Origin of the sequence: Rhizobium sp. N122 (genome assembly GCF_002211295.1) — a bacterium.
GTDB lineage: Bacteria > Pseudomonadota > Alphaproteobacteria > Rhizobiales > Rhizobiaceae > Rhizobium.
Genome location: NZ_LOKU01000061.1, coordinates 1 through 14,017, shown reverse-complemented (window position 1 = coordinate 14,017; position 14,017 = coordinate 1). Strand labels below are relative to the sequence as shown.

Annotated in this window: 12 protein-coding genes and 2 pseudogenes; 4 read left to right on the top strand and 10 right to left on the bottom strand. The window is 58.0% G+C overall.

The features are described from left to right. The coding region (locus ATY75_RS29150; RefSeq protein ID WP_143535359.1) for a helix-turn-helix domain-containing protein at nucleotides 1-155 on the bottom strand (155 nt) is incomplete at its 3' end. Between the two features lie 173 nt (nucleotides 156-328). After that, nucleotides 329-571, bottom strand: a pseudogene (locus ATY75_RS29145) (biotin/lipoyl-containing protein); the annotation flags it as partial. Nucleotides 572-1,206: 635 nt separating this feature from the next. Here ATY75_RS29145 and ATY75_RS29135 point away from each other — a divergent pair. The 4 genes and pseudogenes from ATY75_RS29135 (at nucleotide 1,207) to ATY75_RS29125 (ending at nucleotide 4,921) form a co-directional block, all read left to right on the top strand. Beyond that, nucleotides 1,207-1,935, top strand: coding sequence for a carbonic anhydrase (locus ATY75_RS29135; RefSeq protein WP_051679592.1), 729 nt, complete (start codon nucleotides 1,207-1,209; stop codon nucleotides 1,933-1,935). Between the two features lie 626 nt (nucleotides 1,936-2,561). Then, nucleotides 2,562-2,912, top strand: coding sequence for a transposase (locus ATY75_RS34315; protein WP_082935752.1), 351 nt, complete (start codon nucleotides 2,562-2,564; stop codon nucleotides 2,910-2,912). Beyond that, complete coding sequence (gene tnpB, locus ATY75_RS29130; RefSeq protein ID WP_085861393.1) at nucleotides 2,909-3,253, top strand: IS66 family insertion sequence element accessory protein TnpB; 345 nt, start codon at nucleotides 2,909-2,911, stop codon at nucleotides 3,251-3,253. The genes ATY75_RS34315 and tnpB overlap by 4 nt, the downstream gene beginning before the upstream one ends. A gap of 74 nt (nucleotides 3,254-3,327) precedes the next feature. After that, nucleotides 3,328-4,921, top strand: a pseudogene (locus ATY75_RS29125) (IS66-like element ISRle3 family transposase). A 130-nt stretch (nucleotides 4,922-5,051) separates the two neighbouring features. Here the strand turns inward: ATY75_RS29125 and ATY75_RS29120 are convergent. The 8 genes from ATY75_RS29120 to nifD all read right to left on the bottom strand — a co-directional run. Further along, a complete protein-coding gene (locus ATY75_RS29120; protein WP_012489540.1) occupies nucleotides 5,052-5,984 on the bottom strand; it encodes a cation transporter in 933 nt (310 codons plus the stop codon). Nucleotides 5,985-6,205: 221 nt separating this feature from the next. After that, a complete protein-coding gene (locus tag ATY75_RS35640; RefSeq protein ID WP_196411598.1) occupies nucleotides 6,206-6,358 on the bottom strand; it encodes an IS66 family transposase zinc-finger binding domain-containing protein in 153 nt (50 codons plus the stop codon). A gap of 665 nt (nucleotides 6,359-7,023) precedes the next feature. Further along, nucleotides 7,024-7,512, bottom strand: coding sequence for a NifX-associated nitrogen fixation protein (locus ATY75_RS29105; RefSeq protein ID WP_085861394.1), 489 nt, complete (start codon nucleotides 7,510-7,512; stop codon nucleotides 7,024-7,026). A 3-nt stretch (nucleotides 7,513-7,515) separates the two neighbouring features. Next, nucleotides 7,516-8,010 carry a nitrogen fixation protein NifX gene (gene nifX / locus ATY75_RS29100; protein WP_085861407.1) on the bottom strand — a complete coding sequence of 165 codons (495 nt, stop codon included), beginning with the start codon at nucleotides 8,008-8,010 and terminating at the stop codon, nucleotides 7,516-7,518. Continuing rightward, nucleotides 8,007-9,362, bottom strand: a complete 1,356-nt coding sequence (gene nifN / locus ATY75_RS29095; protein ID WP_012489543.1) for a nitrogenase iron-molybdenum cofactor biosynthesis protein NifN — start codon at nucleotides 9,360-9,362, stop codon at nucleotides 8,007-8,009. The genes nifX and nifN overlap by 4 nt, the downstream gene beginning before the upstream one ends. Before the next feature lie 9 nt (nucleotides 9,363-9,371). Then, nucleotides 9,372-10,862: a nitrogenase iron-molybdenum cofactor biosynthesis protein NifE gene (gene nifE / locus ATY75_RS29090; RefSeq protein WP_012489544.1), complete on the bottom strand. Its 1,491-nt coding sequence runs from the start codon at nucleotides 10,860-10,862 to the stop codon at nucleotides 9,372-9,374. Nucleotides 10,863-10,920: 58 nt separating this feature from the next. After that, the gene (nifK, locus tag ATY75_RS29085; RefSeq protein ID WP_018247184.1) at nucleotides 10,921-12,462 is read right to left on the bottom strand and encodes a nitrogenase molybdenum-iron protein subunit beta; all 1,542 of its coding nucleotides are present in this window, start codon (nucleotides 12,460-12,462) and stop codon (nucleotides 10,921-10,923) included. Nucleotides 12,463-12,585: 123 nt separating this feature from the next. Then, nucleotides 12,586-14,017: nitrogenase molybdenum-iron protein alpha chain (gene nifD / locus ATY75_RS29080; protein ID WP_106797755.1), on the bottom strand; the 1,432-nt coding region annotated here is incomplete at its 5' end.

Here is a 14,017-nt window from a genome sequence, read left to right as displayed (position 1 = left end):
TCCCGGTCATAGGCCTGCAGCAGCCGATGGACCTGACTTCGACTGAGGTCGAGCCGTTCGGCGGCCTGCACAACGCTCAGGCGTTCGTCACGGATCTTCTGGATGAGTTCGAGGCGATGCAATTCTTTCTGCGACATAGTGATCATAAAGGACATGACGACTCCGACCGCTCATGGTCTCGACCAGGCTGAAGGTCGTCATCCTTGCTCCCGACATTGGCATTGACCAGTCGTCGAGAGGCGAGATTGTCGCATCTCTAACTGGCCCAACTGTCGCATTACTAAATAGCCTCTACAACACAAAATAGCATAATCAACGTTATGGAACTTTACGCTGAACCGGCCGCGATAGTTACAAGCAGGTCCTTGGCATCGATCTGGTCGCCGGCTTTGACGAGAACTTCGGCGATCGTCCCGTTCTCCTCGGCGTGAATTGCCGTTTCCACCTTCATCGCTTCGGTCGACACCAGCACATCGTCGGCATTGATCGCCTGTCCGGGCGACACAAAGACGCGCGAGATGGCGCCCGGCATCGGTGCGCCGACATGAGCGGCATTGCCGGGTTCGGCCTTGGGTGCGAAGACGGCGGCCGGTGACGCTGAGGAATTTTGCGAGCTCTTGCTGTTGGTTCCTCGCGGACCCGAGCCGCATCTCGTTGTGCACCTAACCGGCTCGGCTCACGTGACAACAAACACAAGAACATCTGGTTGTTTCGATCGAGTTTGGCGCAGGAGGCGCAGGAGGCGCAGGAGGAAAATCAACATGACTGTCGCGGCTAGGCCCATGATTGCCAACGCGTATAGGCCTGTGGAAAAACCTCCGGGCTGACTACGGAGATACCCTATAACGAACGGCCCCACAAATGCTCCTAGGTTCCCGAGTGAGTTAATGAATGCGATCCCGCCGGCGGCAGCGGAGCCACTAAAGAAGCAGAAGGCAGCGCCCAAAGGGTCCCTTGCAACCCAATATGCCGCGCATGAGCATCCCTCGCCAGAACCCGTCAGGGCCGGGTTGATCTACCGTACGGCCGGGGCAATACTCCAGGATTGGCTTAGCTCCTCCGATGCGTCAAAATTCCGCTTGATGAGTGCCATATCAAGGCATAACCAATCGGCCATTCTCCGATTCCCGGAGAATTGCCGGACATGACTTGGAGCAGGTGCCATTTCTCCGCAGCCATCCCGGATATTGCAAAAGGACCGATACCATGTGCTTTGAATGCAATTCCTCCCCACTCAGCCGTCGCTCCCTGCTGAAATTTGCCGGCATCGGAGGCGTGGCCGTCATGACTGCAGGCTTTGACATGACCATGCCGGCATTCGCCTCGAACGCTCCCGCCCTCCTGCCGGATGAAGCACTGGCAAAACTCCAGGAAGGCAACAAGAAATTCGTCGCCGACACGGAAGCCTGCGCCGCCAATATTTCCAAGCGCCGGCAGGACGTCGCCAAGAGCCAGGCACCTTGGGCGATCGTGCTGACCTGTTCCGACAGCCGTGTCGTGCCGGAACTTGTATTCGGCGGCGTGACGCTCGGCGAACTCTTCGTCGCCCGCAATGCCGGAAACGTGGTCGACACCGATGTGCTCGGCACGATCGAATATGGCACCGAACATCTGCATGCGCCGCTGATCGTCGTCATGGGCCACAAGCGTTGCGGGGCGGTCTCCGCCGCCTGCGAGGTCGTGTCCAAGGGCACCAAGCTCGATGGCTCAATCGGCAAGATGACCCAGCCGATCCTGCCCGTGGCTTTGGCGGAGACCGATCGCGGCGACAATTTTGTCGACAAGACCGTCCATGCCAATGCCTTCAACGGCGCCGAGCGCATCCTCACCGAAAGTGCGATTGTTTCTCGCCTGGTCGAGGAAGGCAAGGTGAAGATCGTGCCCGCCTATTATGATCTCGATACCGGCGTGGTCGATTTTCTGCACAAGGTCTGACCTACGAGGCGACTTCATGTTGCCGACGGCTATCCGCGGGCGCCTCGTCGCGTTCGCGGAACCATAGTCGCTGATGACCCTTGCCGCCCGCAGCATCACCCGGCGGGTTACGCGGGCCGGAGCTGAGGTCGCGAGCTGGCTGCCTGGGCGACGCTCTTCTGGAAATTTCCGACCATACGCCTGCGCAACTTGGTGAGCTCAATCGACAGGTCCGACAGCTGCGCGATGACATCTATCGGAACCTGGGCAGCTGGGCCGCGCCCTCCTGAGCCAGTACAAGGACATAGGCGTCGCTCGTTTCAAAGAACGCGAGACAATCGGCCTCCGGCAGGATCTCAACAAGATCAAGACGGCGAAACCGCCTGTGGAGCTTGAACGCAAAGGCGCGATCTGGGTTCAGCCAACCCTATTCGCTGAATCGAGTATCGCGCCTGGAGGCATAACGGAAAACTACGGCATCGAAACTGGCCGCATTGATCGAAGATTGGTACGAACCGTGAAATTGACGTAAGCGACAAGCTGACCCCATCTGGCGTCAGTAGCGTTGGCCGCTGTATTGCGGACAGACGATTCACAAACTGTGAGCTTCTATGTCTGCGCCTAGCTCTGGAACTAGAAACTTCCATATGATCGAGGCTGTTCCGGAACGGCTTGAGGGCGCCCCACGGCAATTTCGGCGCCGCTGGTCCGATGATTTTAAAGCGCGGGCTGTGGCTGAGGCAATGGAGCCCGGCGCAAGCGTCTCAGCCATTGCGCATCGCATCGGCATACATCCCTCGCAGCTATTTGGCTGGCGTCGTGATGCTCGTGACGGACAACGATCCTCCTCGCAAGATCGGGCTGGTCAGACGGAGACTGGGACGATTGGCACACGTGCGATGATCGAGCTTATCATCGGCGACGTCGTTATCCGGGCCGACGCAGATATCGGCGAAGCACACCTGCAGCGGGTGATCCGAGCGGTGCGGTCGGCATGATCCGGTCCGGCGTGAAGGTCTTTCTTGCGAGCCATCCCATCGACTTCCGAAAGGGGCCGGACAGCTTGCTTTCGCTGGTACGGGATGCTGGCAGTGATCCGTTCAACGGTGCACTTTATGTCTTTCGGGCCAAGAGAGCAGACCGAGTCAAGATCGTGTGGTGGGATGGCTCCGGCGTTTGCCTCTATGCGAAGCGGCTGGAAAAAGCCCAGTTCTGCTGGCCCCGGATCGGCCATCATCGCGTCCAGCTCAATCATGCCCAGCTTCTGGCTTTAGTCGACGGAATGGACTGGAAGCGGGTTCGATCCACGCCGGTGAAGCCTCCCGAGATTGTTGGGTAAAACCGCTGCGGCGAAGTGAATCAGGTCCCTGAAAGCATGGGCGGAGCGCGGCAAAATATGCTCTGATCATACCCATGACGCGGCCCGAGATTGAGCTCCCGGATGATGTAGAGGCTCTCAAAGCCATGGTTCTTGCCATGGCCGCAAAAGCAGCCCGCGTCGAGGCTTTGGAGAAGCAGGTTGACGATCTAGAGGCCCGCAACGCGGACGCCGATGAGCGCATCGAGCGGCTGACGCAGATCCTGAAGGCTTTCGATCGCGCCCGATTTGGCCGACGCTCGGAAAGGCTTGCATCATCCACCGTCGATGACGAGCAGCATGCCTTTGTCTTCGAAGAGATCGAGACCGGCATTGCGACGATCAAGGCTCAGGTCACGAAAGGCCGCGGTAGCGCGGACAGCAAACGCGCTCCGCGGCCACGCAAGGGCTTTGCGCCTCATCTTGAGCGCGTCGAGGTCGTGATCGAACCGGAAGAGCTTCCAGAACATGCAGGTAAGACCAAAATCCTGATTGGAGAAGACGTCTCCGAGCGGCTGGATGTCGTGGCAGCGAAGTTCCGTGTCATCGTCACCCGCCGGCCGAAGTATGCCTTTAGGAACGAGGATGGTGTCGTCCAGGCGGCGGCTCCGGCACATATCATCGAAAGTGGCATTCCGACGGAAGCACTTCTGGCCCAGATCGCCGTTTCCAAATATGCCGACGGGCTGCCACTCTATCGCCAGGAAGCCATCTACGCACGCGACAAGGTCGAACTCGACCGCAGGCTGATGGCTCAATGGATGGGCAAGCTGGGGTTCGAGCTCAATATCCTCGCCGACTACATCCTCGATGAGATCAAGAAGGCCGAACGGATCTTTGCCGACGAAACGACCTTGCCCACACTTGCACCTGGTTCCGGATCAGCGAAGACGGCATGGCTATGGGCGTATGCCAGGGATGACCGGACTTTTGGGGGCAGCGGTCCACCGATGGTAGCCTATCGCTGTCGAGGACAGTCGAGCCACCGAGTGTGTCGCACGACACCTGAGCGGCTATCGTGGAATCCTGCAGGTCGACGGATATGCCGCTTATAACAAGCTCGTCCGGAAAGATGGAGGCAATGACAGCGCCATCCTGGCCGGCTGTTGGTCGCACAGCCGGAGAAAGTTCTACGAGTTGCATGTCGCAAAGAGCTCGAAGGTCGCTACAGACACCGTCGAGCGTATGGCGAGGTTATGGGAGATCGAGGAGCGTGTGCGCGGCCAAAGCCCTGAAGCTCGTGTCGCTGCACGCCAGGAGATCTCCGCAGCGATCGTCCGTGACCTCTTCACTCTCTGGCAGGCGACCCTGCCACGGGTCTCTGGAAAATCCAAACTCGCCGAAGCTCTGCGGTATGCCATCTCGCGTCGAGACATCTTCGAGCGCTTCCTGACCGACGGCCGCATCGAACTCGACTCCAACATAGTCGAGCGAGCAATCAGACCCCAAGCGATCACGAGGAAAAATAGTCTATTCGCTGGAAGCGACGGTGGCGGCCGGACTTGGGCGACCATCGCGACGCTCCTGCAAACGGCAAAGATGAATGCAGTCGATCCGCAAGCTTGGTTGACCCAGACGCTTGAGCGCCTTGCGAATGGATGGCCCAGCAGTGAAATCGACGCGCTCATGCCATGGAACTACGCCGCCTGAACGGCCACGGCTTGTCGCTTACAAATTGACGCATGGTGGCTGGAAAAAACGCCGAGCTATGCATCCGGTTCGAGGATCACGCCCGTTATGGAATGCCTGCGATACAGGGCTCCAAATTCGGTTCAAAATCCTAATCCGCCCACTCAGGATCGGTTGTAAAGGCGATGGTGAGCCGACGACTCGGACCCTCGTTACCAATCGCGAGCCCGATTTCGTCACGGATCTTATCCCATTCCTGCAATTTCCTCGCCGGGAGGTCCTCTGAGACAACGAAATGTAGCTCGATTTGCCGGCCTCGGCCGACCCGGGCCACATAAGCCCGGTGGGATATGAATCCATGTCGTTCGATGATTGTTTTGGCGACCGCGTCAACTTGTTGTTTGAGATCTAATGGCGTAACAAGCAGTATGTCGGCGAGCGCTCGCCGAACCGTGCCCGCCGGAATGGGAATGATCACAATGCAGATTAATGCCAGCGCGACCGGGTCAATAAACGGCGAGATCCATTCGTAAGAAGACCCCTGAATGAAATATCCGATGGCAAACGCGACGAGTAACCCGATCGTTAGCCCGGCGGACATCAGCCAAGCTTTCGTATCCAGGGCAACGAAATCAGATTTGATCTTACGATTAGCTCGATCACCAATAACCCCCATGGTGGCTGTCACACCGAGTGTTACGACGGAGTAGACGATCGCTTGACTAAAGTTGAGCGGACGTCCCCCATGCAAAATGCTGCCGATTGCGTTGACAAGTGCGTAAACAGCCGACCCGGTTATGAGAATGCCGTTGAGAGCCAAGACTATGGGCTCAAGATGCCAGAACCCCATCGTGAAATGCTCGATAAGTTTTCCTTTGCTGGAGGGCGCTTCGGATGACGCGATGAGCTTTGTAACAAGCAGAGCTACGACAGTCATAGCAGCGTCCGTCAGTGCGTAGACACCATCGAATATGATTGCGAACGAACCTGAAATGATCCCGAACAAAATGCCGATGCAGGCAAGGAGGATGGTAACGGCAATTGAAACGCAGAGAAGCCCCTGCTCCGTTCTCATGAAATTCATAGGCTCAGCCTTATAACTTACGTTTCTTTATGGTCCTCTGGACGCGGTACAGACCATCCAATTCAGCTACTGAAGCGAGCACATCCACTTTTGGATCAAGGTACCTTTTTAAATTCAAATGCTGACCTCTCCTGTCCAGTGGGCTCGCATGAGCGTCTTTCACATACCTGGCCACAAGACAAAATCGCCTCGCTGTGTTCTGGCAGTGCGGCCTCGACTATCTAAACAAGGGCCAATTTTGCTTTGCAGGTAAAGCGGGGCTGGACATGATGCACGACACGGAAGGACGCATGAACATAGTCCAGCACTTCGCTGACGGTCTCGCCGCCGCGAATGAAGTCGGAGCCACCACAGATAGGGCATGAGCAGGCCACCTGTTACACGTCATCATGGCACGCCCGAGGTTGCAGAGCTTGCGCGGCGATAGGGCTCTCGACGCATCCACGTCATCCGGCAGGTTCGAATTCCGTTGACTCATGGTTGGATCTGATTTGATGAGAGGCGTTCCAAAGAACGCCGAGGTTTTCGCCCTCATGATAGGCTGTGGCTGACACCACGTTCTAGTCTAGCGATGATCGGATCGTCTAGCCCTTTGGCGACTCCTGTAATTACGGCTGGATTGCCAGATGGAAAAGAGCAGGCTTGCGATATACGCCCACTGAAGAAGCAACAAACTAGCCACCATTGCAACGATGACTTCGTGGATGGAATGCCAGACGAAGTAACTCGTTAGTGCCTTCGCCCAGACGACGAGCAGCAGGAGGCCGCAAAAGATTGTGAAACGCAACACCGTTCTCCTGATTTGTTCGCGAGATTGCGCAGCAATGTCGTCTGCGGCAACGAGAGTCTGGCAGTTCTTCAGGCGGCAACCGCCGCGTGGTTGAGAGCCATGATCATGCCAGTGAGCTCACCATCGAACTCTCGTTCTGGCCATTGCAAATGCTGAGATTTTGGCAGCGGCGGCGCGGGACTGCAGCTTGCGGACCTTCTTCAGCTGCTCCACAATGTCTGACATGATCTCTTTCCTCGAAAATTGATGTCATGATGCCCGCGCCACGTCGGGATAGGTTTCGATAACTTCAATAGCGTCATCGACCATTTTCGTGCCGGTCTCGGCGAGCTTGCCTAGCGTCTCAAAGCCGAACCGGTGGACATCGCGCAGGGTCTTCGACAGAACGACCAACCGTCCAGTCGTCAAAAGCAAGCGGCCGAAGCCCTCATGGCCGATCGTCATGATCGGCGATGCCAACAGGCCTGTGCACTCTTCGATCACAAGCCCCACGCAACTGTAAAAGTTCTGTAGCCTCCACAGCACATCAGGATCCGGATCGCCTATGATCGGGATCTTACGGCGCTGCTCCTTGGTGAGGATGAAGTCGGCCAGCAGGTCAGCGTCCGATTTGCCTTCCCACGCCCCATGGGCATCCTGAGCGCGGATGAGCCTTATCAGGCATCTGAGAAAAGGGGTGGCGAGATCCCCATCTTCGTTGACAGCAGGGCCATTCGTACTTCCTGTCAATGTACCCATTTCTTAGTCCTCCTCATCGAAAGGCTTCTTTTCAATGGCGCCTGCTTCGGTCAGCGCCTTGCGTAACCAGGGTGGCGGAGTAGTCCTGAGCATCGCCCGAGTTCGCGACAAAACATCTTCGATCAGTTGAGGATCGGATACTTTAATTGGGTGGATTTTGGCCGAAACAACTCGGGCTGCCGATGGCCCACCGATCGCCAGACAGAACAATAAGTGACAACCTTCCAACGCCTTCACCTTCGGGTTAATACGATCGACGTCCTCGTTCCGATGCTTTCCGCTCTGGTCGGAAACGTCTTCGAAGTCCAGGACTTCCACCAGTTTCCAGTCGTCGGGACTCACATCATAGACGACGAAACGTTTTGCCGATCCGAAATGGGCGTCGAGAGATTTCATATCTTGAGTGGCGATTGCGACGCGCAACGCGCCAGCCTTCCGTTTTGGAGCTGACGAGTGAACCCCGTCAGGGACGAGGGAAAGGCGACGAGCGGCGATCATCTAGGCAGTTCTCCTTTGCGGGAGGGATCAAGCGATCCAGGACACGGCGCGCGCTGATTGGCCTGGAAGATGTTGGAAACATCGAAGATCAGGTCGCGCGTTCCCTGATAGAGACTTGTGAGCTTATGCTGGCTGCCGAGTCGGTCGTATATCGGGAAGCCCACCCGCATGAGCGGAATCCCAAGGCGCTCCGCCGCTTGTCGTCCATGCGAATGCGTGACGAGAAGATCAGCGCCGACGGCAAGTTCTTCGAGATCGCCAAGATCACCGACCTGGAGCGATTCGGCCGGCATTTCCGCGAGTATTTTTGAGGTGCCGGTCGTGGTGACCGCTGCCGCGATTTCGGCGCCCATGCCGGTGAAGAAGGTAGCGAATTGGTAGAGCTGGTCCGGCTCCACAGCAATTGCGATTTTCTTGCCTCCGAAATGGAAATGTCCGTCGAGCAGGGCGTCCTGCAGCTGTGCTCGGCGACGGCGGATGTTTGCTGGCACCGGCGCACCAGAAATCTCAGAAAGAAACGAGACGAACCGGTCGGCTCGTTTCAATCCTGTCAGCGACTGGAACAATGCGTAAGGGACTCCCGTCCGGGTCCGCAGTAGCTCTGCGGGGCGGCGCATATGCTCGCCGATCGCGATACATTGCGCCGCCGTGCCAAGCTCTTGTATCTCGTCGACGGGAGTACCGCCATAGGTGGTCGGAACCCAACGATCGCCGGGCACCGTGCCGTCGAGAGAGCCGGAAATGTCCGGCAGGATCACCGGCTTCAGACCGAAGCTTTCGACCGTTTCGCGCAGAAGCTCGATGTCAGCGACTGTCAGATGCCATCCTGGTAGGATCGCAATCTTCTTTTGGTGGCGGCTCTGCTCGCCTGGAGTGGTGATGCGCTCGACCATAGAGATGACGGCCTTCGCCCATCCCTCTTCGATCGCTCCCTCGAAATCCGGGGTATTCGCCAGCACAACCTCCGTACCCGCGAGCTCATCGGCACGATCCCGCTTGATGTTGGCGAGATCGCCTGCGAAATCTTCGCCGCGGGTTTCCACCAGGGCTGTCGTGCAAATTCCGATCAGCTTGGGTTTTGCGCGCCTCTTGAGATTTAGGATCGCCTCTTCCAGATTGCCTGCGCCGCCAAGAATGGTCGCCACTGCGTCCAATGCCGTTGTCTGCAAGGGAATGGCTTCCTTAAAGTGTCGGACTAAAAGTACCAGCGCCAAGCTGGTGCAGCCCTGGCTGCCGTGGAACAGCGGCACGGCACGCTCGACGCCAAGAAAGGCGAGCGCGGCGCCGAGCGGCTGCGACGATTTCAGCGGATTGACCGCAGCTGATTTGGTCTGGGGAAAGACTTGAACCATCGGCTTTCCTCAACGCTTGCCGAAGCTGCCGGCGACCGCGCCGACAAAGTTTTGCAAGACGTACCCAGTCTCGTTCTCGCTCTTGGTATTCGTCAGTTCTTCTTCCACCGCATGCTGGCATTCCCACGGTGCCGGCTCCCGCACCTCCATCCAGATCGGATTGTGAATAGCAAGATCGATCTGGCGAACGAGCTCCACCATGCCGTCATAGCCGGCATAGGGGTGGTGGCGTTCCTGGTTGATATCGAGCCAAGGTGTCTTGGCCTTCAGCGCGATGAATTGCGTGCGCCCGCCAGACAACATGATGTCGGCTTTACCGTCGGCGAGCATGTTATAAAGCTCGCGCGGCGCCATCGACTCGAACAGGTGTTTTTCGTCTTTCAGGAGTTGCTTGATACGCTCCTTGTCTTCAGGCGTGGATTTCTTGACCGAGGTGCCCACGATCTCGATGCCCACCTCCATCAGCGCATGGACAACCGACCAGGACTTGACGCCGCCGGTGTTGAGCAACACGCGCTTGCCTTCAAGCCTTGGTCGATATGCTGCGAGTTTCATCCAGGCAATCGCCTCCTCCTCCGCGATCAATGCCTCGGTGCGCTCGAGGATTTCGGGATCCGCCCCCTGCATCACGAGCAGCTTGGCGATCTGTCTGAGTGCTTCCGAGGTGTCGGTAATTCCGTAAAAGGAGCCTTCGAAGAACGGGATATCCCAGAGCTCCTCCATTTTGCGGGCGAGGTTGATGAGTGCTGTCGAGCACACCAACATGGACGCCTTGGCGCGATGCGCAGAAGCAATGTCAAGATATCGGGCGTCTCCTGGAATGCAGGCCCTTACTCTGATCCCCAGCCGGTCAAGAAGCGGCTTTACCAGCCAAAACTCGCCGGATAGGTTGAACTCACCAATGATATTGATGTCGTAGGCGGTCACGTCGTTCGGCTCTACGCTGCCGATCACATGATCGAGCAACGCTTCACCGGCGAGCTTATTGCCAAGGTTCTTGGAGCCGGCAAAGCCCGGTGCGTTGACCGGCACCACCGGAAGGCCGAATTTTTCCGCGGCCCGCTTGCAGACGGCCTCGATGTCGTCGCCGATCAATGCTGTCACACAGGTCGAATAGACGAAAATCGCCGGTGGAGCATAGGCCTCCTTGATCTCGCGGATTGCTTTAAAAAGTTTCCGCTCGCCGTGCCCCATCACCACTTCGGTTTCAGTGAGGTCGGTCGTGAAACTGGTGCGCCAGAGCGTTGGACCTGAGGAAGCCGATCCGCGGTTGTCCCAGGAATTGCCCTCACAGCCGAGAGGCCCATGGATCAGGTGCGCGACGTCGGTGATCGGCTGCAGCACGATCTTGGCGCCATCGAAGGCGCATCCGCCGGCTGCCGCCCCGGGGATCAGCGGCTTCGAACAGCCGTTTTTGCGCGCCTTGGAATCCTTGCTGCGGTTCTTCTCGCAGGCAGGCTCGTCAAAGACATCCTGGACTTTAGCATTGAGCAAGGGCATTGCGGTCTCCAAGTTCAGATGAAGGCGGCCGGCCTCACAAGGCCGACCGCCGCCGCTCCTAGCGGGTCAGGTCGTAAGAATAGTCCGTCACACCCGGCTCGCTCGTCTCTCGATCGAGCTTGTCGAAGATCTTGTCGAGGATCGTCGTCAGGACGCGCAGGCCGCCCTGGTAGCCCATGAGCGGGAAACGGTGGTGATGGTGCCGGTCGAATATCGGAAAGGTCAGCCGGATCAATGGGGTGCCGGTGTCGCGCTCGAGATACTTGCCATAGGAATTGCCGATCATAAGATCAACCGGCTCGGTAAAGAGCAGCGAGCGCAACGCCCACAGGTCCTTGCCCGCCCAGACCTGGGCATCCTTGCCGAAGGGCGAGGATGCGAGCAACGCCTTCATCTCGGCTTCCCAGGCCGACGTGCCGTTGGTAGCAAGGCAGTGGGTCGGCTCACCGCCGGTTTCCAAGACGAACCGGGCAACGGCGTAGACGAAGTCAGGATCGCCGTAGATCGCGTATTTCTTCCCGTGCAGCCAGGCTTGGCTATCTGCCATAGCGTCGACGAGACGGCCGCGTTCCAGGCCGATTGTCGGAGGAATTTCCTTGCCGGTAATCTCCGAGACCTTCATCAGGAATTCGTCGGTCGCCTGAACACCCAGCGGATAATGGAACGAAGCCGTAACCTGACCGACCTCCTTGCAATATTCCAGCGTTTTGCGCGTGTTATAGTGCTGCAGCGACAGGGTCGCTTCGGCATTCAACGCCGTTTTCAAGTCCTCGATCTTCGTGCCGCCGTCATACATGCGGTACGTACCGTCAGACGGCGTGTCGAACTGGTCGGAGGCATCCTGGATGAAGATGTAGGATACGCCCATCATGTCGAGCAGGCGCTTCAGTTCGCGGTTGTTGCCGACGCAGAAGCCGTCGAAGCCGGGAATGATGTTGATGGCTTGAGCAACCTCCTTCCGCTCGTTGCCTTTCCAGAAGTTCTCCAGAATGCCCTTGATCATGCCGTCATAGCCATCGACGTGGCTGCCGACGAAGGCAGGCGTGTGGGCGAAAGGAACATCGAAGTCGTGCGGGACCGACCCTTCGTTCTTTGCGTTTTCGATGAAGCCGTGGAGGTCGTCTCCAATGACTTCGGCCATGCAGGTGGTCGAGACGGCGATCATCTTCGGATCGTAGAGCTTGTATGTATTGGCGAGCCCGTCGACCATGTTCTTCAACCCGCCGAACACTGCCGCGTCCTCCGTCATCGAGGACGAGACCGCCGATGAAGGCTCCTTGAAGTGACGCGACAGATGCGAACGGTAATAAGCGACGCAGCCCTGGCTGCCATGGACGAAGGACATCGTTTGCTCAAAGCCTGCGGCTGCGAAGACGGCACCGAGCGGCTGGCAGGCTTTGGCCGGGTTCACGACCAGGGCTTCGCGGCCCAGGTTCTTTTCGCGATACTCCCAGGTCTTCGTGAAGTCGTTTTGATCGGCAACGACCTGATCCGGGTGGGGGCATTCGAAATTGGCTTTCTTCTCGGCGAGCATCTGCCTGTATTCCGGCTCGCGGAACAGGGGAGCATGGTCGAGAACTTTTTCCGCCGACTGCGGCATAGTAAGCACCTTTCTTTTCATCGCGCCGCACCGGTGGCGGCAATGGGATGTCATCTGTCACGAGTGCGGATCAAGTCCGATGGGAAGAGCCTGGCCTGCCCCTTCCCAAGACAGGCCAAGCTCTCATTCGGCCGCAACCGCCTCAGCTGGCGCGGCCTCTTTTTTCCAGGGGACGTCGTAGAGATCCCACACCGGATTATTGATGGCCAGATCCATGTCGCGGGCGAATATGGCGAAGCCGTCATAGCCGTGATACGGGCCGGAATAATCCCAGGAGTGCATCTGGCGGAAGGGGATGCCCATCTTCTGCACCGGATACTTCTCTTTAATGCCGGACCCAACAAGGTCGGGGCGGATGCCTTCGATGAACTTTTCCAGCTCGTAACCGGTCACGTCGTCATAGATCAGCGTACCCTTGTTCACATAATGGCCGGTGCGCTGATAGTCGTCGTTGTGGGCGAACTCGTAGCCGGTGCCGACGATCCGCATGCCGAGGTCCTCATAGGCCGTGATGACGTGGCGAGGACGCAGGCCGCCGACATAGAGCATCACCGTCTTGCCTTCGAGGCGCGGCCGGTACTTGTCGACGACAGCATCGACCAGGGGCCGGTACTTGGTGATGACAGCCTCGGTCTTGTCGACGATTTCCGGACCGAAGTGCTTGGCTATTTCGCGCAGGGAGGTTTCAATCTGGGACGGACCAAAGAAATTGTATTCCATCCACGGGATGCCGTATTTTTCCTCCATGTGCCGACAGATGTAGTTCATCGAGCGGTAGCAGTGGATGAGGTTCAGCTTGGCCTTTGGCGCGCGCTCGACCTCAGCGAGCGTGGCATCACCCGACCAGTTGCCGACCACGCGCAGCCCCACCTCCTCCAATAGAATGCGCGTAGCCCACGCGTCGCCACCGATATTGTAGTCGCCGACGACGTTGACATCGTAAGGGCCGGTCTCAAACTCGACTTCGTTCTTGTCGAAAACCCAGTCACGGATGGCGTCGTTGGCGATGTGGTGGCCGAGCGATTGCGAGACGCCGCGGAAGCCCTCGCAGCGCACCGGCACGATCGTCTTTTCGTGCTCCTTGGCCTTCTTGCGCGACACCGCCTCAATGTCGTCGCCAATCAGCCCGATCGGGCATTCCGACTGCACGCTGATGCCGTTGTTGAGGGGGAAAAGCTCCTCGATCTCGTCGATGACCTGTTCAAGCTTCTTGTCGCCGCCGAACACGATGTCCTTTTCCTGGAAGTCTGAGGTGAACTGCAGCGTCACGAACGTGTCGATGCCCGTCAGGCCGACGTAGTAGTTGCGGCGTTGCGACCAGGAATAATGACCGCAACCGACCGGCCCGTGCGAGATGTGGACCATGTCCTTGACCGGCCCCCATACCACGCCTTTGGAACCGGCATAGGCGCAGCCGCGGATCGTCATCACGCCCGGAATGGACTTGATGTTCGATTTGACGTCGCATTCGGAAAGGGCCTTCGGCTCATCGCCAGGCTCGTCGCCGCTCGTTGCGACGCTGAGGTGCTTCTTGCGGCGCTTCGCCGCCTTGTCT